The sequence below is a fragment of the Pseudochrobactrum saccharolyticum genome, from assembly GCF_008801715.1.
Classification (GTDB): Bacteria; Pseudomonadota; Alphaproteobacteria; order Rhizobiales; family Rhizobiaceae; genus Pseudochrobactrum; species Pseudochrobactrum saccharolyticum.
In genome coordinates, this window is sequence record NZ_VZPG01000003.1 from 314,505 (window position 1) to 340,770 (window position 26,266).

The following is a 26,266-nucleotide window of genomic DNA, read 5'->3' on the forward strand; positions in this document are numbered from 1 at the left end:
CAATTAAATACGGAAATTAAAATGTCTGCCTTGGATATTCAAAATATTAAAGAGCATATTACCGGCATTCTTTCGGGCTATAATATTCATCAGATTGCAGAAGATCAGCCGCTATTTTCTTCCGGATTGCTGGATTCTCTTGCTGCGGTTCAGATCCTGACGCAGTTAGAAACAGATTTTGATATTGATCTCGCCGATGAAGACTTTGATATCAATCATATAGACAGCCTTCAGTCGCTTGAGAGCTATTTAATGACGCGGAAAAGCTGAGCGCTTTCGTTCATTTAACATACCCGTTTCCCCTGCTTTTTAAGATTGAACGATGAAGCTGCGCCCTTTAACCATTGACCAGCTGGATTACGCCTCAGAACTTCTGAATGAAGGTTTTCATAAGCGCACGGCTGCGACCTGGAAGGCAAATCTGCTTGACATATTTAATCATGCAGAAAAGCTTGGTCACTCGACAATCGGCTATATCGCTTTCAACAAAAATGGTGATATCGGCATCTGCCTGACAATTCCGTTGGTTCGCTCGGTCTATGAGCAAAAGCCTGTCGCAGCGGCCAATCTGGCGGCATTCTACCTCAAGCCGGACTATCAATGGATGGCAGCCCTGTTTCTGCGACGTATCATATCGGTCGCTGATATTGATTATGTTGATGTTACAGCGATTGCCACGATGCGAAAAATCAATACGCATTTGGGCTTTTCAACATCTGCCATTGCTACACTCGTCGTGCCGTTGACGATTGCAGCTTTTCGTCCTTCTAACGGAGCATCAATACAGGCTTATGACCCGCTGGCGTCAGAAAATTTTTCAGAAGACACAGCACAAATACTCAGCGATCACATCAGTCTGGGTTGTCTGGTTCTCATGGTCGAAGTGAATGGTGAACGTCATCCTGTTATTTTAAAGCCTAAGAAAAGGGGCAGTCTTCGCAGTGCCAGAGTTATTCTGGTGAAAGACCGGTCATTGATTTACGATAGTCTTGGCACGCTTGCCCGATATCTGATGTTGCGCGGCTATTTTTTCCTTGAGATGGATGTAATCAAAAAGCCTGATCTGTGGGGATGTTCGTTGCGCAAGAGATCTGCGCCTGTTCAGTCAACACTGCCAAGACTGAATAGTGCAATCGATCATACCTATACTGAACTCGTGTTCATTTTGTAGTTGTCTCCGATTTCGTGCGTGCCGTGAAAGGCCGCGCCTCGCGTAAAATATAGCAAGAGTTTCCCGTCATTCGAAAACGCTATTGGGGCTGCAAGTTCTGGGGCCGCGGCTATTTTTCGTCGACAGCCGGCAATGTCACCGAGGATATCATTAATAACTATATCGATAACCACGTCGATGCCCATAAAACCGACAATTATCATAATATCACATTGGATTAAGCCCGCTTGTACCGGCTTTAGCCGGAACCCTGCTAAGGACTGCAGTCCTCTCTTGAACCTTCCGGCTTCAAGCCGGAAGTAATTCAGCCAACTTGACTGTGAAATGCTCTAGTGATCGTCTGATCCCATCACAAAAGTTCCGCCCGGTATCCAGATCATCTCCTCCAGAACCTCATCGATATTGTATTTTTTTGAGACTTCCAGACCCATTGCCACCCTCCGGAAAACATCACTCAAAACTACAGTTTTGATTATGCTTTCAGAAGTACGTAACGGTAAATCTATAGATGAAAACGGCAAACAATCAGAAATTAATTATGCCCAATAAACGGCATTTGCCGGACAAATGTCCTGTTTTCCAAACTATCCAGAATAAAAGCGGCAACCTCTTCAACTGTTATGAACCGAAGCTGCACATTGCGCGGTGTCCGGGTCAAAATATGTAATGGTTTTTTAGTCGTGCGGGAGCTGAAAGGTGCCGGACGAATGATTGTCCAATCGAGGCTGCTTTGCCCGATTATCGCTTCCTGAATGTCTTTATCTGCATATTGATGACGGGTAATGAACGGATAAATGAGATAATTATAAAACCATCCGCCATGACCTTTGGTATCTCCTGCGCCAATCCCCGTTATTACAACAAGCCGGTTCACTCCTGCAGCTTGCATCACATCCACAAGCTCTCTGGTCACATCAGAAAAAAGCGTCGTTCTTCCGGTGTGATCAACACCAAGACATACAACCACGGCATCATGACCGGTAATATTTTGCTCTAAAAATGCTTTATCCGCAGGCGCTCCGACGGCTATATCAAGATTGAAACCCGCGACAAGTTTGCCGGCATCCCGTGTCTGCGCTGTCACTTTGTGACCACGCGCAACACATCGCTGAACGAGTATTGAGCCTACTTTGCCCGAAGCTCCCAAAATAAACACCCGAAGCTTTTCCGGTTTTGAAACAGAGCTGCTCTTCATAGCTTATTATTCATCCTGACTTCAGTCCCCAACACGCAAAGCCGGCATGTTGCGCCCGTTCTGATGCAGGGTCAGCTTTGTGGCTTTTCCGTCTTCCACAGTGAAACTGATTTGTGCATCAACTTCGCGCAGAAAGAATTTCGTATCGCTCTCCGGATAGGCTGCAAAACGCTGCTGACCGGTCAGTTGCAAAAATAACTGCCCCTTTTCTTCGGTTATGCTCATAATCGCACCGGGGGCGAGCAGATACTGGCCGACATAAGCGGGCAGTTTTGCGGTATCAATCGCAACAGCAATGCGTATCGGAGGCTGGGGCAGCAGTTCTTGCCGCGCGTCCAGCAAATGAGCGCCGATATCATCAATACCCGTAATGCTCAGGCGATTGGACAAGACAATAACGCCATTGCCATTCTCACGGTCGAAACCGGCGAAACTTTCAAAGCCGCCTGTCCGGCCATTGTGCCAGACAATCGTACGGCGGGCGAGTTTGGAAATGACCGGACCAAGACCAATCTTACGCGCTTTCCCGCCAGCCGGTCGGCTATGTTCCGTGAGCAAAGCAAAGGCAGGTTTAAGCGGGGTTTCCGTTTGTCCTGAAGCTGCAGCTATGAATCTGGCAAGATCACTGGCCGAAGTGATGAGCGCACCAGCCGGTGCAAATGCATCAAAATCCCAATGACTCACCGGTTCCCCGCCCCGCCCATGACCTGTTGCCATATCCGGTTGCGTATTACCGGTCAAAGCCAGCACGCTTTGTTTCATGCCCAGCGGATCAAGAATTTCCTGCTGCACCATCCGGGTATAAGAGCGGCCATCAATATGGGTAATCGCCAGCCCCAGCAAAGCGGTACCGGCATTGGAATAGGAAAAATCCTTACCAATCGACCGGTTCAGACGATATGTCGCCAGCCAATCGAAAAGACCCTGACTGCCATAGCCGGTATAGGGGTTATTTATATCCGCCGTCATCAGATCATCCGGCAGGCTTGGCAAACCGGATGTGTGCGTGGCAAGATCAAACGCTGTAATTGCTCTGCCCTTATAGGTCGGCAGAACAGTATTTGCAGGCAGATAATTGGCAATCGGGGCGTTGAGATCAATCCGACCGTCCAGCACCAGTTGCGCCAGCAACAGATTGGTGAAGACCTTGGTAATCGAACCGGCTTCAAACAGAGTATTCTCGTTCACCTGTCGTGGATCATTACGGCCAAACTGACCATGTGATACAAAGCGGGATCTGCCATTTTCGATCAAGGCAACAACAATGCCGGTCTGACTTCCATCAATTCGGTCAGTCAGAATTTTCTTAACGTCATCATCAGAAGGCAGTGTCACTTCTTCAGCAAAGACCGGCACCAGCATCAGAGCTGTGGCCATAAATGCAGACAGAACGCGCTTCATATTTATCTCCAGTCACTAGAGCGGTTTACGTCCAGATTGGATCATAGTGCTCGCTCTAGATTCTTTAATTTGGTCGCATTATCACGGGCGTCAAGTTGATCCAACTTGACTGTGAAATGCTCCTAGTGTTCAAATCTGGAATAAAACTGCGAAGATATGGTGGGGAATTTACCCAAATTGGCCTTATAGAAGATGTTTTTCACAGGGCTGTTTTTCAGCCGCGATGTTAGAGCATAATTCCTTAAACTTGGATCAGTTTGAAGTAAAATTATGCTCTCATTTTAAAGTGTTAGAGTGACCTTTGTGTGCCAAGTCTGGCACACGGCGCTCTAGTTCAGATGTTTTCAATAAAAAAGCCGGAGCCGTGTATGACAACACCGCTCCGGCCTCTCTCACTGATATCACACTGCGATGCTTTAGAAATCAAACGAAGCGGAAAGCATGAATGTACGCGGTGCACCGGCCGAGATAAAACCACGGGCTGACGATGCCCAGTAATTTTCGTTGAGAACATTCTCAACGGTTGCTCTGAACTCTACCGGCTTGCCATTCTCACGAAGCATTGTGTAACGCGCGCCCAGATCAACGCGTGTCCAGTCCGGCACTTTCTGCAGGTTTTTCTGGTCATAATAAGTGCTGCCTGTATGGACAACACGACCGGTCAGCGTCAGCCCCTCAACCCACGGCGTGTCATACTCGCCATAGAGGCTGATAGCTGTTTTCGGAACACCCGGAACTCTGTTACCGTTCGTTTCGGGATTTCCTGTTTTATCCAGCTCGGCATCCATAAATGTAATACCACCCAGCAAACGAATACCGTCAACCGGCTCGCCGAACACAGAGAGTTCCAGCCCGCGATTGACCTGAAGACCGTTCACCGCAAAATTGTTTTTCGCATCAGTAAACCCGTTCGGCTGTCTGATCTCAAACAGAGCTGCGCTCAGCATCAGATCGCCAAGATCATATTTGACCCCGACTTCCTTCTGTTTATTTACAACAGGAGGAAAGCTCTCTGTATTATTGGCAGCGCGGGACGGTGGCTGCGGCCCTTCAGTCAGTGCCTCAGCATAATTTGCATAGACCGACAAGCTGTCAGTCACATGGGCAACAGCAGCGACGGCAGGGCTGAATTTAGATTCCGAATAATGATAAATCTGCGCACCAAACGGCACATCCGGATTTGGACGTGTATTGAAGGTACGTGTGCTCATATGCTGATAACGTCCGCCAAGCGTCAGCTGGAAGCGATCATCCGCAAAAGACAGCGTGTCAGAAATCGCGATACTGTTAGCGACCAGCTCGGAGAACGGATAGAGATTATCCGAGCGTGGTAATCCGCTTATATCTACCCAGTTATCAGGCACATAAGCCGGATTGTAGATATTGATCGGGTATCTTTTGAAGCCCAGTTTTCCCGGATGGAAGCGACCGCGATGGTTCTCGTTTTTCGCTCCGCTCACCGAAATATTGAACTTATGGCCGACAGGACCGGTATCAAATTCGGAGCGGACACCAATCTCACCCGACAGCCCCTGAATCTGCTGCGGATTATAGCCAAATTCAGCTTCTGCATCGCCGTTGGAATTGAGAATTGTGTATGATGTAGACAGGAAATCCTCACGATAACGGCTGATACCACCGGCGGCATAGACAGTCGTATTATCCAGAACATCAACCTCGACACGGGCAGCGGCCATATTGTGCTTGCTGTCGTGATATTCGAACGGATTGGCTGTGTTAATCCGGCCATTCGGTGCATCCGGAATTTCAACCCCTTCTTTTACCGCATTAAACAGCGAAGTCGGCGCATCGATATTCTGTCGGGAATGATTGAGATCAAGCGAGGCACGTACCCGTTCACCGCGATAATCAAGCCCCAGCGACAAGACACCAACCTGAATGTCATTATGTTTCATCGCAGTCTCGCCGCCGCGATAGGAACCATTGAAGCGGATGCCCCATTCGCCGTCCGGTCCGAAGCGACGACCAACATCAACATGCGACCATAATTGCGCATCGGACATATAGGTCGTTGTCAGGCGTGTCAGCGGCTCATCCGCAGCACGTTTTGGCACCAGATTGATTGTACCCCCGACGCGGCCGACACCGCCATTGACCAGAGCACTTGGCCCTTTGAGCACCTCAACGCGTTCAATGCCCTCAAGATAGCTGCGACGCGGATTGGCAAGGTAGAAAAGTCCGTCATATGCAACATCCAGATTAGTCACAGAAAAACCACGGATGAAGAAAGAGTCACGCTCACTGAAAGTCGGTGCATCCTGACGAACGGACGGATCATTGAGTGTAATATCAGCGATCGATTTTGCCTGCTGGTTGCGGATCAGCCTATCTGTATAGCCGGTCAGGCTGAATGGTGTATCGCGAACAGACCGGTTTCCGAGTGTTCCGAGTTGCGCACCGGTGGCAACCTGTCCGCCGGCATATTCAGCCGGTGGTTGGCCTATAGTGCCGGTAGAAGGATGTCCCTGCCCCACCACCACAATTGTATCCAGTACTGTTGCACCAGTGGTATCGGAAACCTGTTGAGCCTGCTTTTGGCGCGGCACGCGATCAGTCTTGCCTGTTTCCTGAGCGAAAGCCGCCACAGCACTGACAGCAAGCAGTGAAACACCGGCTAAAGCGGCACAGCCGCGCTCATAGGTAACCAATTGATATCTGCCCCTCATTCCAATCCCCAAGTTTTCAAAAAATGTAAAAATTCAATGGTCATCATTGCTTGTCAGCAAAACCGACATGTCATAAGAACGCGCGCATTCGGTTTTGGGGTGTCATCACATCTGCCCAAACTTAGCCGTCTTAAGAACAATAATATTATCTGCGATATTAAACATGATTATATAAGTCAAGTTTATGCGCCCGTATTGTGCACACGCAGATCAGTTCTTGATGAAATATCCACACATTCCGAAAACACCTCTGCCTGATCACTGACAGATCAGATGCCGATGCGTGGCTCCATGCCCAAAAAAGTGAATGTTTTCCGAATGATTTCACCCGCAACCGGTGCTGCGGTTACACCGGCCGTCTGTCCGCGGGTGGCAGATTTCGGAGCCGGATCATCAACGATAACCAGATAGACATATATCGGATCGTCCATCGGCATGGCCGCTGCAAAAACATTGAAATTCCTGTTCTTTGCATAGCGGCCGTTGACCACCTTCTCTGCCGTACCGGTTTTTCCGCCGACATTCAGGCCGCTGATATTCGCACGGCGGCCGGAGCCTTTTTCCGCGCTTAAGCGATATAAATGCCGGACAATCGCACTTGTTCTTTCGGTAACAAGACGGCGGGCAGGCAAAGCGGAATGGTCGGAATCGCGTTTCAGGAGTGTCGGGGTAACGAGAACACCGCCGTTCAATATTCCGCCGATACCGGCAGCGGTCTGCAATGGTGTGGTTGCAAAACCATGACCAAAGGCAGCAGTAATCGACGTCGGCACAGACCAGTGCCGCGGCTCCATTGGTTTTGCTATTTCCGGCAGTTCCAGCGCAGCTCTCTCCAGCAGGCCGGAACGGATAAGAAAGTTCCGGTGCCCCTCCACCCCGACAGAAAGCGCCTCCTGCGCGGAGCCGATATTGGAAGAAAACAGAAACACTTCTTCCAGCGTCAGCGGCCGTTTCTTGCCAAAATAATCACGCACAAGCTGATTACCGACCCTGATCGGATTGGTCGCGTCATAGATTGTATCAAGTCCGGCACCCGCATGCTCAACCGCCATCGCTGTTGTAAAGGTCTTAATGATAGACCCCATTTCCGAGGCACTGGCTGTTATACGGTTCAGGCGGTCGGCCAGATGTATCTCCGCAGGCGTATTGGGATCAAAATCCGGCAATGAAACCAGCCCTAAGATTTCACCTGTTTTAATATTGAGAATGAGACCACCGACACCCGCCGCGCCGTATTTAACAAGCGCTTTCGACAATTCGTCATGCAATGCATGCTGCACACGTAAATCAATGGAAGTCACAACCGGCGCAAAATGTTCAGGGACTGAGAAACCGGCATTGCGGATATCGGCAATGCCCTGCCCGTCGATCCATTTCTCCAGACCGGCAACACCGGTATTGTCAATATTGGTCAGGCCGACAATGTGCGAAGTGGTACGTCCGGCCGGATAGGCTCTTTGTAATTCGGTGCGGAAGCCAATGCCGGGAATACCTTCTGCCATCAGCCTGCTTTTAACCGACGGCGTTAATTGCCGTGCGAGCCATATAAAACGGCGCTGCCCCGACAGTTTCTTATGAAGCGTTTGCAGCGGAATCTCGGGAATGATGCGGTGCACTTTTTCTGCCACTTCATCAATATCCGTAATACGGCGGGGCTCCGCATAAAGTGAATATGCCTTGATATCTATCGCAAGGATTTTTCCGTTCCTGTCCAGAATAAGCGGCCTGTGCATGCCGACAGGAGACATTGCTGCATGTTCTGAAGCAGGTACAATCGTGCCGAAGTAAACCATCTTTGAAAACAGTACACAATAAATCGCCACGAACAATAATATCGCAAGTATATATCTGTTTTTATTATAGGACTTCTTCATACACACACTAAAATTAATAATTAAAACTTCTTTGACGGATTTTTTTGTTATTCACAAAAATTCACGAATGATTTCACATAGAAATAAATGATGTAATGGTATATTAGGGCTCGATAAGTCTCAATTCACCGCAATTTTCACTCACTTTCAGCGCGGATAATGCAATGCCCGATCAAACTAAGCTGGATGATTACGACAAATCGCTTCTCAGACTGCTTCAGGAAGATGCCTCAAGATCACAAAAAGAATTAGCCGAGCTTATTCATCTGTCACCCGCCGCCGTACAGCGCCGCATAGCCAAACTTCAGAAAAAAGGCATCATCAAAAAATTTGCAGCCGTTGTTGATCCTGCGGCCGTCGGCCTGCCCGTGACCGTTATTGTCGAGGTCACGCTCAGCGACGAGCGGTCAGCGACAGTCGCTGCGGCCAAAAAAATGTTCAAAAATGCTGAGGAGATTCAACAATGTTATTGGGTTGCGGGCAGTGCTGGCCTTATCCTGATCATGACCGTTCCGACGACTGAAGAATATGAAAGCAGGACAGCGCAATTATTAGGAGAAAATCATCTGGTAAAATCTTACAGAACCATCGTTGTACTGGACAGAGTGAAAGTCGATCTGTCCCTTCCCTTGTAATAGTCTTCCTGTCATATTTATTAAATTCGCCTTATTCATAAAATGTCAGACTGACTTGATATTTACAGAGTTATTTTTTGTTTTCTTAAAAACATGAAACACTAACCTGCGAGAGTTTTCATGCCAGCAAAGTTCATTATCAACGCACCGGTATTTTTCGGATCCATCATTGTCATCGGTGTGTTTCTAGCAATCGGGATCGTGGTTCCCGATCAGGCTGCGAGTATTTTTACCCAGCTTCAGACCGTTATTCTCGCAAATTTCGGATGGTTCTACCTGCTATCCGTCGGCATTTTTCTGGTCAGCGTATTGCTTCTCTGTCTGGGACGGTACGGACGTCTCAAACTCGGCCCCGACGATTCAACGCCTGATTTCAGCTTCCTCTCGTGGATTGCAATGCTTTTCGCTGCGGGCATGGGTATCGGGCTGATGTATTATGCCGTCGGCGAGCCGATGACGCATTTCATGGCACCGCCGACCGCAGAACCGCGCTCCATTGCAGCAACACGTGAAGCCATGGCGGTTACATTTTTCCATTGGGGAATTCACGCCTGGGCTATTTATGCCGTTGTCGGCCTGTCCCTTGCTTATTTCGGATATCGTTACAATCTGCCGCTCACCATCCGCTCCGGCCTTTATCCGCTGCTCAAAGAGCGGATTAACGGCCCGATAGGCCATGCGGTCGATATTTTCGCCATCGTCGGCACCATGTTTGGTATTGCAACCTCGCTGGGACTTGGCGTTTCACAGATTAATGCCGGACTTCACTATCTGATCGGCCTGCCAATCGGGTTGCAGGTTCAGCTACCTCTTATTATTGCAATCACGGCACTGGCAACGATTTCCGTTGCAACAGGTCTGGATAAAGGCGTGCGCATTCTCTCTGAGACCAACCTGCTGCTCGCTATTCTCCTGATGCTTTTTGTGCTGATTGTAGGGCCTACTGCAGAGCTTTTCCGTGATTTTGTGCAGAATATCGGTCTGTATCTCGATACAATCGTCCTGCGTACTTTCAATATTTATGCCTATGAACCAACGCCGTGGGTCGATGCATGGACGCTGTTCTACTGGGCATGGTGGATATCGTGGTCACCTTTTGTCGGTATGTTTATTGCCCGTATTTCGCGTGGCCGTACGGTCAGGGAATTTGTGACAGCCGTGCTGTTTATCCCGGCCGGTTTCACATTCTTCTGGATGACCGTTTTCGGCAATTCGGCAATTCTTATTGATACGACAGTCGCAGGCGGCAAGTTAGGAGCAGAAATTGCTGCTGATGTCTCCGTCGGCCTGTTCCACTTCTTTGAATATTTGCCATGGACAACACTGACTTCGACTTTGGCGGTCATGCTGGTTGCTATTTTCTTTGTTACATCTTCGGATTCCGGCTCTCTTGTTATCGATTCAATCGCCGCGGGCGGAGAGACCGAAACAACAACCGGACAGCGGGTTTTCTGGTGCACATTGGAAGGTGTGGTTGCTGCAAGTCTTCTGGTTGCAGGTGGTCTGGGAGCTTTGCAAGCTGTGACCATTGCAAGCGCCCTGCCATTCAGCATCGTCATGATCGCGCTTGTCTGGTCACTGTTTAAGGGGATGAAAGCCGACCTTGCACAACAAGCCGCCCATGCTGCAATTCCGGTTGCGCCAAGCGCACAGCCAGCCTCGGGGCTCACATGGCAACGCCGATTGTCGCTGATTTTGCATGCGCCAACCCAACGTGAAGTTGCAACATTTATCGCAGGTCCCGCCAAGGATGCTTTGAATGCAGTTACCACCGAACTGAACAATCGCGGTCGGGAAACCGTTGTGGTTACAGAAGACAATGGTGCTATCGCACTGCGTTCCACGGCAGAAGGCACACGCGATTTCATCTACGGTATCATGCCCGTTGCCCAGCACATCCCTGCTTTTTCGACACTGGGGGTCGGCAAGCCAAATCTCCGTCATGAAGCACGGACATATTTCTCAAGCGGCGGCAGAGGTTATGATGTGATGGGTTTCACAAAAGAGCAGCTGATCGTTGATATTCTGGTGCAATTTGAAAGATATCTGGCTTTGGTTCATGCGCCGGAAACGCAACTGGTGCACAGCGCACCGGAACATTCAGCGGATATGTAAATTTCCTACATGCTGAAGGCCGGATGAGGCAGTTAATACACACATAAAAGCACGCGTTGCTCCATATGGCAGCGCGTGCTTTGCACATATCTTAAAAAAAACGACGCTTTAAGACTGATAAGTTCACTCAGAGATTTTATTTTAAATTGAAATTTATACTTAAAAAATCATCTTATTTATTTTCATTTTTACCTGTAAATAATCAAAAAGTGTTAGTTCAGCAGTACAAATTCAGACCATAAATTTTATACATTGACATATAATTATAGTTGTAAGATTTAAAGGCAGAACACTTTGCTGTTCATATTGTTGGCGGACAATTCGAAAACCGCGCCGGTTTAGTTAACCGGCTATTTCTCAAAACAGGACTTATCCATGAGTGAGATTACAATCTCGCGGGACTCCGAAATTTCATTTCGGCGTATATCTGCGTTAACTGTCGAAGATGTCTGTGATCTGAGTGAAACGCTCTCCGATGAGCATCGCGGCATGGTTGCCGACAATGGTACATCCATTGCCGCAGCGCATTTTTCCGAAAATGCCTGGTTCCGTGCAATTTATGCTGACGATACACTGGTCGGCTTCATTATGCTGCATATTGGTGCCGATCATGATGACGGAATTGATTGTCCGGGTGTCTTTTTGTGGCGTTTTATGATCGCAACACCATTCCAGAAATTTGGCTTTGGCCGTCAGGCTATCGGGCTTTTAAAGCGTGATATGAAGCTCAAAGGCTATCATGAAATTTTCACAAGCTACGGCACCGGAGAAGGTAGTCCGGAAGGTTTTTATACTCTTCTTGGCTTTGAAAAAACCGGTGATAGCTATGGCGATGAACTGGAAGCCGTGTTGAAATTCTAAATCAAACTACGGGCGTTAGCGATGACACACTAACGCCTGTTCTCTCAGCACTGATCCTTGTATTATCGGATTTGAACGATACAAAAAACAGGTGTGGCTACGTGGCAAAAGGCTCGTTCAAAATAGCGCCTTGCAAAATCAACGGGATCACGGCGGTTGCGGCGGACTCATCCCACACATTCGGCCGCCATACGCATGACCAGTTCGGCATTGGCGTCATCATCCGCGGTGCGCAAAAATCCTTGAGCGGACGGGGCATTGTTGAGGCGACAGCCGGTGATATCATCACTGTCAATCCGAATGAGGTTCATGACGGCACCCCGATCGGTGACCATGGCCGTGCGTGGTATATGCTATATTTTGATACCGATATTTTAGCCGAGCCGATGAAGGAAATTCGGGGCGGCAACACGAGAATATCGGAGCTTAAAAAGCCGGTCTTGCACGACACGGCTGCAACAAAGCATTTCCGCTCTCTGTTCAAAAGCGTAACCAATCCGTCAGATATTTGCAGCGAGTTTGAAATACAAGAAAACCTGCATCTGTTGCTGACACGGCTTGTTACAAGCCACAATTCTGCCGACAAATACAATGCACCCTCAGCAATCGAACTGGCACGCGAGCGCATAGATGATGACCCTTGCTCGCCGCTTTCTCTCGGCGAATTATCTGCGCTTGGCAATGTCAGCCAGTTTCAGTTGATACGGGGTTTTTCAAAACTCACCGGTCTGACACCTCACGCCTATCTCATTCAGCGCAGACTGCAATATGTGCGAAAAATGATCATAAATGGCTCAACACTGAGTGATGCAGCCTATGCGTCCGGCTTTGCAGATCAGAGCCATATGACCCGTTTATTTGTAAGCACCTATGGCATCTCACCAAAGCAATATGCCGGTGTCAGAGCCTGATCTGCAATTTTCTTCAAGACTTTGCCGTCAATAACGACGCAAATGGCTCAAAAACGAGCCAGAGCAATGTCCATTCACTACCGCTATTCCCCGTCTGTACTGACTTCTTTCCCGCAACTGCAATCCCGTGGTTTGCTGATTGACGGCATCAACCGCAATGCCGATCCAAGTGCTGCCATGTCTCAACTGACTGCCATTGCCAAAAACCGTCTCGCTCATGCTACTGAAGGCGAGTTTCCTGAAATCAAAGCATGGCGCCGCGCCTTTGCCGCCATGGGATATAAACCGACCCAATACAGATGTGCTTCGGAAGCATTGCTGCGTCGTTTCCGTATGGAAGGTTCACTTCCGGCGCTGCACCCTCTGGTTGATCTCTGCAATGCAACATCGCTGGCTTTTGCAATACCCGTTGCCGTTTTTGATGTCGAAAAAATCAACGGCATTCTCAGTATCCGGCACGCTGACGGCGACGAAGTTTATGAGACATTCAGCGGGAGTACGGAAAGCCCCGAGCAAGGCGAAATCATATATGCCGATGACGACAGGCGAGCACATGCCCGCCGCTGGACAAACCGGCAGAGCGGCTGGTCTGCGATAAATAGTAAAACAAAAACAGCACTGATTGTGACTGAAGCACTGCATGAAACTGCACAACAAGACACGGATAAACTTATAAATTCGCTGGCGACAACATTGAAACAGCTATGGCCTGCGTCGAAAATCACTCGGGTTAATCCGGCATGACTTTCGAATATTTACTGACAGCTTTTATTGTCAGCGCCATCCCCGGCGCAGGCGTTGTTTATACCGTTGCGGCCGGTCTTGCGGGCGGCAGGCGCGGCTATATCATTGCAGCACTAGGTTGTACGCTTGGCACCTTGCCCCATATTGCGGCAGCCATCAGCGGCCTTGCGGTTTTGCTGCACACCAATATTACGATCTTCATCATCATTAAATGGCTTGGCATTGCCTATCTGTTCTACATGGCATGGAAGATGGTGAGCGACCATACGATGCTGGAACTGAATGAAAAGACCAACGATAAAAGCGCGCAACAAATAATCAGCTCAGCGATTTTCATCAATCTGCTGAACCCGAAACTGTCCTTGTTTTTCCTTGCCTTTTTACCGCAATTTATCAGCCCGCAAGAAACATCGCCGGTCTTGCGCATGCTGGAGCTGAGTGTGGTTTTCATGATGATCACATTTGCGGTTTTCATCGCCTATGGGGCTTTTGCCGCCTCAGTCCGGCACTATCTGATTTCCGATCCGTCAGTGCAAAAACGGGTTCGCTATGGCTTTGCCTTTGCTTTCATGGCACTGGCGCTGCAACTGGCTTTCACCAATACCAATCCTCATGCGGAAAATAACAGGTCAGCCAGAGCAATGCCGGTGAGTGTCAGCTCTTCAGGCATGATCTGGCCGCCTGTTTTTACCTATGACTTGTTCAGTTCAGAAGAGATGCAGCAATCAAGCCCGAGCCTGAATGTCCCTTTCCGGCGCTTTTTCCTTGTCAGGTTTTAGGCCGGAATCCATATTAAAACTCAACAAGTTCCACATCGCCTGTTGCTGCACTCACCATGATTTCAACGCGCATGGACGGATCGCCCAACTCGACTGCGCAACAACATCTGACAGGCGGCGCATAGGGGGCAATCCAGTCTTTCCAGACCTGATCCATACCCTCAAAATCTGCCATGGATGTGATCCAGATTTCCGCAGTCAACAGACGGGATTTATCACTGCCTGCACGTTGCAGCAGATCATCAATTTTACCAAGCGTCTCTTTCGTCTGTTCTTCAATCGTGCCGCCTTTATCAGAGAACTGACCGGACAGATAACAGACACCATTATATTTCACCAAACGGCTGCGACGGGCATTAATATCACTGCGTTCAAGCTTCATTTCGTCCTCACAATACTCAGATTTCACGTCCGGCTTTGCGGCTTTCAAGAGCGGAAATCACACGGAAACCGATGCTGCGGAAGGGTTCCGGCGCTATAAAACTGGCCTGTCCCATAACCTGTTCAAGAACAGAATGATCGCCAAAGCCGCACATCAGTTCCGCCAAATGCCGCCCAAGCATTGTACCCTTGGCAATGCCGCTGCCGTTGCAGCCGCCGGAAGCATAAAGCCCGTCTTCCAGCTTGCCCCACCATGGTGCACCATTCATAGTCAGGGCTGTGGTGCCGCCCCAGACATATTCAAATTGCACATGGCGCAAACCGGGCCAGCGGCGTTCAAAGCGGTTCCGTAATTCTGCTTCCACGTAAGTCTGTGTCAGTTCTTTTTCATGGGCATAAAGGCTGCGCACCATCAACCGGTCAGAACCGATGCGCCGCAATGTTGTGCCAAGCCGGTGAGACGGCAGCAAGCCCCATGACTGATCTTGTCCCAGCAGCGCTCTGTCCGCCTCGGGAACGGATTCTGTCACTGCCGCATAGGTATAAATGGTTGTCATTTTGGTATTCAGATAACCAAAACGGCGGATAAAACCATTATTCGCCAAAGCAATATTCTTCGCCCTGATTTGCCCCGACCGTGTGGATAATATCCAGTCACCCTGATGCTGAATCCGTTCAACCGGCGTGTTCTCATAGAGTTCAACATCGGAAGGCAGAGCATCGGCCAGACCACGGATCAAGGCTGCAGGCTGTAACAGCCATGTGTCTGAGAGATACAGACCGAAGCGGTAATAATCCGTGCCGATCCTCTCTGCGATATCGCTCCGTGACAATTCCTGATGTGTTACACCGAGTTTTTTTGCCACCTCAAGAACAGAGCGGACAGAAGCCTCTCCGCGTTCTGTGGCAGCACCGCGAATGGCACCGACCTGCTGCATATCGCATTGGATATTATTCTCACGGATAATATCCGTCAGCCATTGGAAAGCTTCCGAAAATAATTTTGATTGCAGCCGTGCTTTCTCGGACATTTCCACGGTAATATTCCGTGGCAGAACATCAGTGCCGGTAAAACCGGAATTGCGAGCGGAGGAGCCTTCGCCCACGGTCGTCGCTTCAACAACAGCGATACGGGCATCGGGGCGAAGTTCACGCAGACGACGCGCAACGGCAAGTCCGGTATAGCCTGCGCCGATCACGGCAAAATCTACGTTAATGTCGCCATCAAACGCAGGTCGTGGTGCGCGCGGCGGAAGCATCGCATTCCAGCCGCAAATATTGGAATAATCAGGATAAGTCAGTTTTGACATGTTCAAACCACAGGAAATGTGGCTGGCGCAGAGCCAGCCACGTACGGTTTCAATCAGTGAAATGCGTCTGTTCAGTTACAAGCGGTCCGAGCGACAAAGAGCCTTTCAGCTCAAAGCCCCAATCAAGGCTCTTCTTACGAACCCAGACCTGCGCGGTTTCATTCAGCGGGATTGCGCAGACATCCGCGACAATCAGTTTTTGCGCTTCATGCCAGAGCTGAAGCTGCTTATCCGGATCCACTTCTGACCGTGCCGCAACAATCTGCTCATCAGCAGCCGCACAATGACTGAAATTGGTCACTGCGGTTGGTTTGCCGACAATACTGTCTGAATGATAGAACTGTGTGAGGTAATAATCCGCGACCGGAAAACGTGCGGCGCCATACATCACAATCGGGCTGAGATCCTTACGGATCATCTGGTGCCAGGTCGCATGTTCCACCGGTTCCAGTTCCAGCTTGATACCCGCTTTGGCAACCTGTGCCTGCAACATCTGTGCCGACTGCTCCAGACTTGGCAGCTGGCTGGACAGCATTTTAATCGTTACGCCGTCCGGATAGCCTGCTTCGGCCAGCAGGGCCTTGGCTTTTTCCGTATCATTGGAGACAACGCCAGCCTCATCCGTATAACCAAGATTATTACTCGGAATGACCGATTTCACTTCACGGGTGAATTCCTTGCCGCGAAACTGCGCCATCTGGGCGGCATTGACCGCATAGGCCAGCGCCTGTCTGACACGGATATCGTCAAACGGTTTTTTGGTACGGTTTACATGAAGCAGCGTCAGTTCCGCCGGATCGAAAATATCAACTACGGATTCCGGTACTTCCCGTGTCCGCGCCAGCCATTTTTGATCTGTGGTGCCGGCGGAGACATCAATCTCACCGGAGATAAAGGCCAGATCGCGTGCGGAAGCCGCATTCAGAAAGCGATAGATGATTTTCTCAAGCTTCGGTTTACCACGGAAATAACCATCATGGGCTTTGAACTCGATGGAAACACTCGGCTCGATTTTTTCCAGTGAGAAAGGCCCAAAACCGACCGGACGGCGCTGAAACTCGTCACCACGCTCCTCATAGGCTTTTTTACTCAGGATAAAGCCGCCGGAATAATTCGACACCAGTCCGAGCAGACTAGGCACCGCTTTGGCAAGCGTGATCTTCACCGTATAGGGATCAACCGCTTCAACAGATTTCAGAGCAGCATAATCGGTCGCGAAAGCTGATGTTTCCGGTTTTCCAGCTTTATTGAGAGAGAACACGACATCATCGGCCGTTACCTCGCCATAACCCTGCTGAAACTGTACGCCTTTGCGCAAATGGAATGTCCATTCCATTTTATCTGCTGAATGCTCCCATTTTTCAGCAAGATCTGGCTCAATTGTTGAAGGATCTGTACTGCCGGGTGCAAAGCGCACCAGTCCGCCGAAAATCCATGCAACCAGTGTGCGATCCGATGTCGAATTGGCAAAATGCGGATCAAGCTTGCCGACATCTGCTGCCGCAGCCCCTAAAACGAGTTCTGTTTTAGCCGCAAAAGCCGGCATCGATACCAGTGCCGAACAGGCCATAAAGGCTGCCAGTGCGCCGGTTTTTAAAATTGTTCTGTACATATTATGCTCCTCCTCTTTTATTTTATAATTTGTCTGCTCAAAGCAGCGTGCACGGGGGTAAATCCTGCCTGCGGAAAATCCGCAAAAGCCTGAAGCAAAGACTGCTGGTCATCGGGGGTGATATACGCCGCGGTAATCCGCCGGAATTTCGTGACAATATCCGCATAGCCAAGCGGATTGGCCACATCTCCGCGCGGATGCAGCACTTCCATGATCTCAATGCCCTGCCCCTGATCCAGCGAGACACGCGCCGGTGTTGATTTCGGAAAAGCCGAAGCAAAATCCGGAGTGGCTTCAAGCGTAATCCCCTCCGCCAGCGCCAGTATTTCAGGGTCGGCCAGCATATCCGGATTAACCGGCTGCAATGCGGCTTCACCTATCAAAGCTGCCAAGGCACAGCTGAAATAAAAACTATATTGCCCGCCTTCGAGTGTTTGCGGCGCGCGCTCATTGGACAGGCGTAAACCCTGCGGAAATGTTTCAATTTTCAGTGAAAGCACCGGCAATTCCGGCTTACGCATTGCCAAAATAGCGTCGACAGCTGCATGCATATACCGGCAGCAGGCATAGGGTTTGAGATAACACTGCATCAACCACCATTGCTGACCATGGTCAGACAGCAATATTGCAGGGTCATATTTTTCTTTATTATCCAGCAAATCGCGGGGGCCGGTAGCACCGGCGGCAGCGCGATAGGCAGCGGTAATCCCTGCCACAACCGCAGGCGGGATCATTTCTTTCACCGTCGTGCCCTGATAGCGCGATGTACCGGACGGATAACCGATCGGCCCTTCCGCACCGGCAATCGCCAATGCATGAGCCATGGCCGGAGCACTCAGTTTTAAAAGCCATCCTGCGGCAGCGGCTGCACCATAGCCGACCCAGCGCCCGCTATTATAACTGTCAATCGCAGCGGTTGGTCTGGAAGTGGCAATGCGCAGCGCAATATCGTAGCCAAGCGCAATCGCATCATAAATATCCTCATCAGCACTGCCCAAAGCTTCAGCCACGGCCAAAGCCGCCGGAATAACACCGGCACCGGCATGACCAGCAGCACCGCGATGGCCGTCATCAATATCCAGCGCACTCGCCGCCGCACTATTCGCCTGAGCAGCACCGGCAACAGAGGACTTTTCTCCGGAAAGCCAGAGTGTGGCTGCACTCCCTCCATAAGCATGAATTGCCGTATAACGCGCCGCTTTTGCCAGATCAGATGTAAAGCCTGCGCCGGTTGCCGCAACCAGATCCAGAACCAGCAACCGGATGCGCTCTTTCACATCCGCAGGCAATTGTCCCTGCGGATGTTCCGCAGCAAAAGCAGCAAGTTTATCGATGATATGCATTGAATAAATGCCCCGTTCTCATTGCATTTCGTTATGCGGATTGCCGGATATAATGCCCGTCAGATGCTCTCGCCCACCGGCTGACCGGTGGGCTGTAATCAAGCGGCTTCAGCGGGCTGCGTGGTTTCTCCTTATCGGCGGCGGTTATAATGCGCTCTTTTCTCTGTGCCGGATGCGTGACCGGAATCGCGGATAGCAAGCGCTGCGTATAAGGATGAACCGGATTGGCAATGACGTCTTTCTTGGCACCGATCTCTACGATCTCGCCGAAATACATGACCGCAACGCGGTCACAGATTTTCTCGACCGCTGCCATGTCATGGCTGATGAAAAGATAAGAAACGCCAAACTCCTGCTGCAGATCAATCATCAGATCAATGATCTGTCCTTTGATTGCTACATCGAGAGCGGAAACGGCCTCATCCGCGATAATCAGTTTCGGTGACATCGCAAGCGCACGGGCAATACAGATACGCTGTCTTTGCCCGCCGGAAAATTCATGCGGCAGACTGGCAGCGCGGCGCGGATCAAGCCCCACTCTTTCCAGCAGCCAGTGCATTTTCTCCCTTGCCTCTTTGCCCTGAGCCAGACCATGCACAGTCATCGGTTCCATGATTGCGGAACCGATGGTTTGTCTGGCATTCAGGGAGCCGAAAGGATCCTGAAAAATCATCTGCACATCGCGGTGCAGAGCCGACAGGCTTTTGGGGTCTTTATAATCGATCTCCCGTCCGGAAAGCTGAATCCGACCTGCATGAACGGGAGCGAGATCAATAATTGCTTTGCCGATCGTTGATTTTCCTGAACCGGATTCCCCGACAAGTCCCAGTGTCTCGCCTTTGCCGATTGCGAAGGAGACATTCTCAACAGCATGAACATTGCCGGTCAGTCTGCTGAGAAGACCGGAGCGCACCGGAAAGCGCACGCAAAGATCATTGACCGTAATCACCGGAGCATCTTTTGCATCGCTTGAGCCTTCAGCCAGCGGCAGTTCCTGCAAAACTTCCAATGACTCGACCTGTTTCACCGATCGTCCGACAAGGCTTGGCGCTGCTGCAATCAGCGTGCGGGTATAGTCATCTTTCGGGTTCGAAAAAATTTCATGAACTTCACCCCGTTCAATCTCGCGCCCCTTTTGCATAACCAGCACATGGTCCGCCATTTCGGCCACCACACCCATATCATGGGTAATGAACAAAATGGCTGTGCCGGTTTCACGCTGCAATTCGCGCAACAAATCCAGAATTTGTGCCTGAACCGTCACATCCAGCGCCGTTGTCGGCTCATCAGCAATAATCAGTTTCGGGCTACAGGCCAGTGCCATGGCAATCATGACACGCTGGCGCATACCGCCGGAAAATGTATGCGGATATTGTTTCATGCGTGTTTCAGGATCAGGTATCCGCACCTTGCGCAGCATCTCCAGTACAGCCTCACGCAAGGCTGCTCCTTTCAGCCCGCGATGCAACCGGATAACCTCTGCCAGCTGATCGCCGATCCGCTGCACCGGATTGAGCGATGTCATCGGCTCCTGAAAAATCATGCTGATCTGACGGCCGCGAATACTGCGCATCCGGTCTTCTGAAAGACCCAGCAATTCTGTATCTCCGAGCCGGACAGAACCTGTTGCATGGCCGGTTGCTTCCGGTAGCAGTCCCATAACAGCAAGCGAGGTCACACTCTTGCCGGAGCCGGATTCACCGACAAGTGCCAGTGTTTTTCCTGCTTCAATCTCAAGATTAAGGCCATGAACAACGGGAACGGCACCAAAAGAGATATGCAAATCCCTGATAGACAGAATGGAATTATTCTTCATCACGATGCATCCTTCAAACGGGGATCAATCGCATCACGCAGCCCGTCACCGATCAGGTTAAACGCAAGCACCAGCAGCAGAATTGCCAGACTTGGAAACAAAGCCAGATGGAAAGCATTGAGAATATTGTCGAAACCTTCACGCACCATGCCGCCCCATGTCGGAGTTGGCGGGGCAAGACCCAGCCCGATAAAAGCCAGCGATGCTTCAGTACGCACAGCCGTTGCCATCCAGAGGGATGTCATCACCATCACTTCGGGCAGAATGGCGGGAAGAATGTGCCGGAACAGAATACGCGGTCCTGAAAACCCCATTGAACGACCGGCCTGCACATATTCACGGTCACGCTGGGTCAGCACCGCCGCGCGGGCAATACGTGCAAAGGCCGGCGTGGCAGTAAAGGCAATCGCAATAATAATATTGGTCAGTGTCGCCCCCATAAGCGCCACCAGTGCCAGTCCGAGAATGAGCGAAGGAAAGGCCAGCACCACATCCATGATCTGCATGCAGATAATATCTGTGCGTCCGCCGAGATATCCGGCAAGCATACCAATCAGCGAGCCGATAATGGTTGCGGCGGCAATCGCCAGCAGACCAATGGTAAGACTGTAACGGGCACCCCAAAGCAAGCGGGAGAGTATATCCCGCCCGAAATTATCCGTGCCAAACCAGTTCTCAGAACTCGGCGGCATCAGTTGTTTGAAAATATCCTGCTCTGCCGGATCGTAAGGTGCAAGAAGCGGTGCAAATATTGCAGCACCGATCAGCAGCACAACAACAAGAATGCCGATCCATGTCGAGATACCCAGCCTGCGCAGAAACGGCATGACAGAACTGAAGGCTGTCTTTTCGTAAGATGTGGAAATCGTGCTCATTTGTACTGAATCCTCGGATCAAGCAGGCCATAGGTCAGGTCTGTCACAAGGTTCACGATGACAACCATGAAAGTATAAACAACGATCATACCCTGTAGCAGTGTGTAGTCACGCTGGGTCAGAGCCGACAAGATCAGCTTGCCAAGCCCCGGACGTGAAAACACGATTTCTGTCAGAACCGAATTGCCGATCAGAATACCGAGATAGAGACCCACAACCGTTGCAATCGGCACGAGACAATTGCCAAGCGCATGCTTCCAGACCACGCTATATTGCGATGCACCTTTCGCGCGGGCGGTGCGCACATAGTCCTGACTGAGGACTTCCAGCATGGCAGAACGTGTCACACGGGTGATGTAAGTCATCATAATCAGGGCAAGAGACAGTGTCGGCAGTGCCATCTGACGCAAGCGCTCCAGAATATCTCCCGAGCCGCCGGCGCTGATAACCGGAAACCATTTCAGCTGAATAGCAAACACCATCAGCAGCAGAATGGCGGCAACAAAAGCAGGCAGGGACAGGCCAAGCAGTGAGATGAAGCGGATAATGTAATCCGGCATTTTATTACGTTTTACAGCCGCCCATACACCGGCGGGAACACCGAGGATAAGACCCAGTGCCAGTGCCGCAATGGTCAGCTCCAGCGTATAAGGTAAAACATTTAGAATTTCCGCCGAGACCGGTCTGCCGGTAATCATGGAGTTCCCCAGATCACCTTGCAAAGCATCCCAGAGAAAGCTGCCATATTGCACCAGAACCGGCTTATCCAGCCCGAGTTTCTGGTGCACCGCAGCAATACTGGCAGGGCTGGCCTGATCGCCAAGCAAAACCAGAGCAGGATCTCCGGGCAATATCCGTACAAGCAAAAACACCAGCGTTAATACGCTGAAAAGAGTTATGGCGGCAAAGCCAAGTCTCCTCGTCACAAAAGACAGCATCTCCCCTCCGAGATTCCCGTCACCGTGAAAGCAGCAAATATTTTTCTGTTCCCATCCGGCTGTTTCAGCCGCGGGTTATGCCTGTCAATTCATGGTCACGATTTATGTGTTCTCCTGCCTGTAATGACAGCTAAAAAATTTGTTTGTGTCAATCTATTTCTTTTAACGGAATTATTATTTATAATTATTCCGATTATTGGAATATGAGATTCTTTATGACGACAAATAATTCATCTTCAAATGCCTCACGGGCTTTGGATATTTTGCTATTGCTCGGCGATTATGGTGAAGACGGTGCTGCACTGGCCGAAATCGCCAAATCCCTGAATGTAGCCAAATCGGCAGCCCACAGAACTCTGATGGCGCTGACAGAACAGGGATTTGCGGAACCTGCAGAGCGCTATGGTCATTACCGGCTGGGCTCGGCTATTTTCCTGCTGGCTCAGCGTCAGCAACGGCTCACGCCGCAAATTCAGAAGCTGCAACCCGGCATGACTGAATTCACCAAAAAGACCGGATATACGACCTATATTATAGCACAATCGGGCTTTGATGCGGTGTGTGCTGAAATGATAAGCCGTTCCATTCTGCCGCAACAGCAATTCGGCATCGGCGAAAGAATGCCTTTAGGGATTGCGGCAGGCAGTGTTGCTTTGATGGCCACTTTGCCGGAAGGTGAGCGTGATGCAATTTTACAGGCAAATACAGAGCGGTACACGCAATATCCTGCCGTGCGCCATGTGGATGTTGATGTCGTAAAACAACAAGTTGATGAGACACTTGCGCGGGGTTACGCGGTTAATATGGGCTATTACCTGCCGGGTGTCGGCGGTCTGGGTTTACCTTTGCCAAAACCAAATCCGTTTCGCGTCAATGTCGCTATTTCTTTCAACATCCCGCTGGAAAATATGAAGCCTGATGTGATGGACAATCTCATTGATCAGCTCAGAGAATGTTTGAATGTAACGAGCTGATTGATATATTAAATTTTCACTCAGCAGTTCTGCTCGCAGAAGATTGACGGCTGATTGCCTGTGCAACCCGTGAGGATGGCGAGCGATCAAGCTGCGTGCTGATCCAGACGGTGCAATCCACCAGTTGTTTCAGGTCGATACCGGTTTCCACACCCGTCCGGTTAAACAGCCAGACCAGATCTTCTGTCGCGACATTGCCCGTAGCGCCTGCGGCATAGGGGCAGCCACCCAGCCCTGCGACCGAGGCATCAAAAGTTCTTATGCCCAAGGCATAGGCAGCCACGACATTGGCCACGGCCATGCCATAGGTATCGTGAAAATGTCCGGCTAGTGCCGTAACAGGAACCTCAGCACCGACACTTTCGATCAGCCGTTTCACACCATCGGGCACGCCGACACCAATCGTGTCGCCCAGACTGATTTCATAACAGCCCATATCGAACATCTCTTTGGAGATTTGCGCGACCCGTCGCGGGTCAATATCTCCCTCATAGGGACAGCCCAGCACACAGGAGACATAACCGCGTATTTTTAGTCCCATTTTCAGAGCCTGTTCTGTCACCGGCGCGAAACGCTCCAGCGATTGCGCGATACTGGCATTGATATTCTTCCGGCTAAAGGACTCCGAAGCTGCAGCAAAAACGGCAACCTCTTTTGCACCTGCGGCCACTGCGGCCTCAAAACCTTGCAGATTAGGCGTGAGCACCGAATAGGAAACGCCTTGATGCGTTTGCAGTCCCTGCATAACCGCCGCCTGATCCGCCATTTGCGGCACCCATTTCGGAGATACAAAAGCCGTCACCTCAATGTTACGCAAACCGGCCGCGACCAGACGCTCGATCAGTTCAAGCTTGATAGCTGTATCAATAATCTGCTTCTCATTTTGCAGACCATCGCGCGGGCTAACTTCAACAATTCTGACACGCTCTCCCATTGTGTTCTCCCGTCAGTCTATGCTGTTCTGCTTTCCTCGAGTCCCAATTCTTGCATCATCCGCTCGCGGATAATGTATTTTTGTATCTTACCTGTCACCGTCATCGGAAATTGATCGACGAATTTGACATGATGCGGAATTTTATAATGGGCAATCTGCCCCTCGCAGAAAGCGCGGATGTCCTCAGCGGTCAGTTCGGCATCTGCACGCAAAATAATCCATGCGCAAACCACTTCACCATATTTATGATCGGGAACACCCACAATCTGCACATCCCTGATTGCAGAATGGCGAAACAGAAATTCCTCAACCTCACGGGGATAAATATTCTCGCCGCCACGGATAATAATATCCTTTATCCGCCCGACAATATTGCAATAGCCCTCATCATCAATGGTTGCGAGGTCGCCACTATGCATCCAGCCATCCTGATCCACGGCCTCATCAGTCTGGCGCTGATCGTCCCAATAGCCATGCATAACCAGATAACCGCGCGTACAGAGCTCTCCCGATACACCACGCGGCACAATTGTTCCGCTGCTATCAATGATCTTCACCTCGCAATGCGGCTGAACCCTGCCAACCGTTGAAACACGGCGCTCAAGACTGTCATCCACGCTGCTTTGAAACGACACCGGCGATGTCTCCGTCATGCCATAGGCGATTGTGATCTGCTTCATATGCAGATGCTCGATTACCCGCTTCATCACCTCAACCGGACATGGACTGCCCGCCATAATACCGGTGCGCAGGCTTGAAACATCGAATTTTGCAAAGTCAGGATGATCGAGGATGCTGATGAACATGGTCGGCACACCATATAATGCGCAGCAATGCTCGTTTTGTACGGCCTTCAGCACAGCCAGCGGGTCAAAAGACTCCGCCGGATAGACAATCGTCGCGCCATGTGTGAGGCATCCGAGATTACCCATCACCATCCCGAAACAATGATAGAGCGGCACGGGAATGCACAGCCTGTCGCGGCTTTGCAGGCGGATTGCATCGCCGACAAACCGTCCATTATTGAGAATATTGCGATGCGTGAGTGTCGCCCCTTTCGGCGAACCGGTTGTGCCTGAGGTAAACTGAATATTGATGGGATCATACGCATACAAACCCGCAGCAATCTGCTGCAATGTGCCCAGCTCGACCATTTCCGGCGCAACAAGCAGATCGTCGAAATTAATCATGCCGGATGTTTTGTCTGTGCCGAGGCGTATAACCCATCGCAATTGCGGGAAACGTTCAATCCGCAGATTATACGGGTCTGAAACAGGGATTTCCGGTGCCAACTCGCAAAGCATAGCGATGTAATCGCTGCTTTTAAAACGAGGAGACAGGATAATCGCCCTGCACGCCACCTTGCTGAGTGCAAAAGCAAGCTCGGTCAGACGATAAGCCGGATTGATATTGACGAGGATCAGACCCGCTTTTGCCGTGGCAAATTGCGTTAAAACCCATTCGGCATTATTGGGTGACAGGATCGCTACCCGATCGCCTTTTGTCAGCCCAAGGCGCAACAAGCCGCAGGCCAGAGCATCCACTTCTTGACGGAGCTCGGCATAGGTCAGCCGTATATTCTGATGCACTGAGATCAGGGCATCAACATCCGGATATCGCAAACAGGTTTCATCGAAAAACTGGCCGATTGTGGCTTCTATCAGCGGATGTTCCGTCACGCCTTTCACCAAGCTCAGTTTTTCTGTCACT

21 protein-coding genes and 2 pseudogenes are annotated in these 26,266 nt (G+C 50.4%); 10 read left to right on the top strand and 13 right to left on the bottom strand.

The annotated features are described in order from the left end of the window. Positions 1 to 21 precede the first annotated feature (21 nt). From F7P81_RS11515 to F7P81_RS17280, 3 genes and pseudogenes are all read left to right on the top strand, one after another. Positions 22 to 270, top strand: a complete 249-nt coding sequence (locus F7P81_RS11515; protein WP_151159612.1) for an acyl carrier protein — start codon at positions 22 to 24, stop codon at positions 268 to 270. 52 nt (positions 271 to 322) lie between these two features. After that, on the top strand, positions 323 to 1,171 hold the full coding sequence (locus tag F7P81_RS11520) for a hypothetical protein (RefSeq protein ID WP_151159613.1): 849 nt from the start codon (positions 323 to 325) through the stop codon (positions 1,169 to 1,171). Between the two features lie 65 nt (positions 1,172 to 1,236). Then, a pseudogene (locus F7P81_RS17280) lies at positions 1,237 to 1,392 on the top strand (transposase); the annotation flags it as partial. Positions 1,393 to 1,703: 311 nt separating this feature from the next. On the opposite strand, the gene F7P81_RS11530 reads toward F7P81_RS17280, so the two are convergent. From F7P81_RS11530 to F7P81_RS11545, 4 genes are all read right to left on the bottom strand, one after another. Then, positions 1,704 to 2,366 carry an NAD(P)-dependent oxidoreductase gene (locus tag F7P81_RS11530; RefSeq protein ID WP_151159614.1) on the bottom strand — a complete coding sequence of 221 codons (663 nt, stop codon included), beginning with the start codon at positions 2,364 to 2,366 and terminating at the stop codon, positions 1,704 to 1,706. 21 nt (positions 2,367 to 2,387) lie between these two features. Further along, the gene (locus tag F7P81_RS11535; protein WP_151159615.1) at positions 2,388 to 3,767 is read right to left on the bottom strand and encodes a serine hydrolase; all 1,380 of its coding nucleotides are present in this window, start codon (positions 3,765 to 3,767) and stop codon (positions 2,388 to 2,390) included. A 416-nt stretch (positions 3,768 to 4,183) separates the two neighbouring features. Next, positions 4,184 to 6,454 carry a TonB-dependent receptor gene (locus F7P81_RS11540; RefSeq protein WP_151159616.1) on the bottom strand — a complete coding sequence of 757 codons (2,271 nt, stop codon included), beginning with the start codon at positions 6,452 to 6,454 and terminating at the stop codon, positions 4,184 to 4,186. A gap of 269 nt (positions 6,455 to 6,723) precedes the next feature. Then, the gene (locus tag F7P81_RS11545) at positions 6,724 to 8,247 is read right to left on the bottom strand and encodes a peptidoglycan D,D-transpeptidase FtsI family protein (RefSeq protein WP_170265265.1); all 1,524 of its coding nucleotides are present in this window, start codon (positions 8,245 to 8,247) and stop codon (positions 6,724 to 6,726) included. Positions 8,248 to 8,492: 245 nt separating this feature from the next. On the opposite strand from F7P81_RS11545, the gene F7P81_RS11550 reads away from it, so the two are divergent. The 6 genes and pseudogenes from F7P81_RS11550 to F7P81_RS11575 form a co-directional block, all read left to right on the top strand. Further along, positions 8,493 to 8,963 (top strand): Lrp/AsnC family transcriptional regulator, encoded by a 471-nt coding sequence (locus tag F7P81_RS11550; RefSeq protein ID WP_022712056.1) that lies wholly within the window; start codon positions 8,493 to 8,495, stop codon positions 8,961 to 8,963. 120 nt (positions 8,964 to 9,083) lie between these two features. Further along, on the top strand, positions 9,084 to 11,078 hold the full coding sequence (locus tag F7P81_RS11555) for a BCCT family transporter (protein ID WP_075656630.1): 1,995 nt from the start codon (positions 9,084 to 9,086) through the stop codon (positions 11,076 to 11,078). 375 nt (positions 11,079 to 11,453) lie between these two features. Next, entirely contained in the window at positions 11,454 to 11,939 is a 486-nt protein-coding gene (locus tag F7P81_RS11560) for a GNAT family N-acetyltransferase (protein ID WP_151159618.1), read from the top strand. A gap of 101 nt (positions 11,940 to 12,040) precedes the next feature. Continuing rightward, on the top strand, positions 12,041 to 12,850 hold the full coding sequence (locus tag F7P81_RS11565) for an AraC family transcriptional regulator (protein WP_151159619.1): 810 nt from the start codon (positions 12,041 to 12,043) through the stop codon (positions 12,848 to 12,850). A gap of 72 nt (positions 12,851 to 12,922) precedes the next feature. Further along, positions 12,923 to 13,594 carry a B3/B4 domain-containing protein gene (locus tag F7P81_RS11570; protein WP_151159738.1) on the top strand — a complete coding sequence of 224 codons (672 nt, stop codon included), beginning with the start codon at positions 12,923 to 12,925 and terminating at the stop codon, positions 13,592 to 13,594. Next, positions 13,591 to 14,193, top strand: a pseudogene (locus tag F7P81_RS11575) (LysE family translocator); the annotation flags it as partial. The gene F7P81_RS11570 and the pseudogene F7P81_RS11575, both read left to right, overlap by 4 nt. Before the next feature lie 193 nt (positions 14,194 to 14,386). On the opposite strand, the gene F7P81_RS11580 reads toward F7P81_RS11575, so the two are convergent. From F7P81_RS11580 to F7P81_RS11610, 7 genes are read right to left on the bottom strand one after another with little or no spacing between them, the layout of a single operon-like run. Next, complete coding sequence (locus tag F7P81_RS11580; protein ID WP_022712050.1) at positions 14,387 to 14,755, bottom strand: RidA family protein; 369 nt, start codon at positions 14,753 to 14,755, stop codon at positions 14,387 to 14,389. A gap of 16 nt (positions 14,756 to 14,771) precedes the next feature. Continuing rightward, complete coding sequence (locus F7P81_RS11585; protein ID WP_151159621.1) at positions 14,772 to 16,064, bottom strand: NAD(P)/FAD-dependent oxidoreductase; 1,293 nt, start codon at positions 16,062 to 16,064, stop codon at positions 14,772 to 14,774. 49 nt (positions 16,065 to 16,113) lie between these two features. Then, entirely contained in the window at positions 16,114 to 17,676 is a 1,563-nt protein-coding gene (locus tag F7P81_RS11590) for an ABC transporter substrate-binding protein (RefSeq protein WP_151159622.1), read from the bottom strand. 17 nt (positions 17,677 to 17,693) lie between these two features. Next, positions 17,694 to 19,019 carry an MmgE/PrpD family protein gene (locus F7P81_RS11595; protein ID WP_151159623.1) on the bottom strand — a complete coding sequence of 442 codons (1,326 nt, stop codon included), beginning with the start codon at positions 19,017 to 19,019 and terminating at the stop codon, positions 17,694 to 17,696. Positions 19,020 to 19,050: 31 nt separating this feature from the next. Next, complete coding sequence (locus F7P81_RS11600; protein ID WP_151159624.1) at positions 19,051 to 20,835, bottom strand: ABC transporter ATP-binding protein; 1,785 nt, start codon at positions 20,833 to 20,835, stop codon at positions 19,051 to 19,053. After that, positions 20,835 to 21,662 carry an ABC transporter permease gene (locus tag F7P81_RS11605; RefSeq protein WP_225689268.1) on the bottom strand — a complete coding sequence of 276 codons (828 nt, stop codon included), beginning with the start codon at positions 21,660 to 21,662 and terminating at the stop codon, positions 20,835 to 20,837. Before F7P81_RS11605 ends, F7P81_RS11600 begins: the two co-directional genes overlap by 1 nt. A gap of 44 nt (positions 21,663 to 21,706) precedes the next feature. After that, positions 21,707 to 22,648, bottom strand: coding sequence for an ABC transporter permease (locus tag F7P81_RS11610; protein ID WP_022712044.1), 942 nt, complete (start codon positions 22,646 to 22,648; stop codon positions 21,707 to 21,709). A gap of 215 nt (positions 22,649 to 22,863) precedes the next feature. Between F7P81_RS11610 and F7P81_RS11615 the strand changes: the two genes are divergently transcribed. Next, positions 22,864 to 23,622, top strand: a complete 759-nt coding sequence (locus F7P81_RS11615) for an IclR family transcriptional regulator (RefSeq protein ID WP_151159626.1) — start codon at positions 22,864 to 22,866, stop codon at positions 23,620 to 23,622. A 16-nt stretch (positions 23,623 to 23,638) separates the two neighbouring features. On the opposite strand, the gene F7P81_RS11620 is transcribed toward F7P81_RS11615, so the two are convergent. Both F7P81_RS11620 and F7P81_RS11625 read right to left on the bottom strand, forming a co-directional pair. Continuing rightward, the gene (locus tag F7P81_RS11620; RefSeq protein WP_151159627.1) at positions 23,639 to 24,556 is read right to left on the bottom strand and encodes a hydroxymethylglutaryl-CoA lyase; all 918 of its coding nucleotides are present in this window, start codon (positions 24,554 to 24,556) and stop codon (positions 23,639 to 23,641) included. A gap of 17 nt (positions 24,557 to 24,573) precedes the next feature. Then, positions 24,574 to 26,265 (bottom strand): AMP-binding protein, encoded by a 1,692-nt coding sequence (locus F7P81_RS11625; protein WP_170265266.1) that lies wholly within the window; start codon positions 26,263 to 26,265, stop codon positions 24,574 to 24,576. Position 26,266 lies beyond the last annotated feature (1 nt).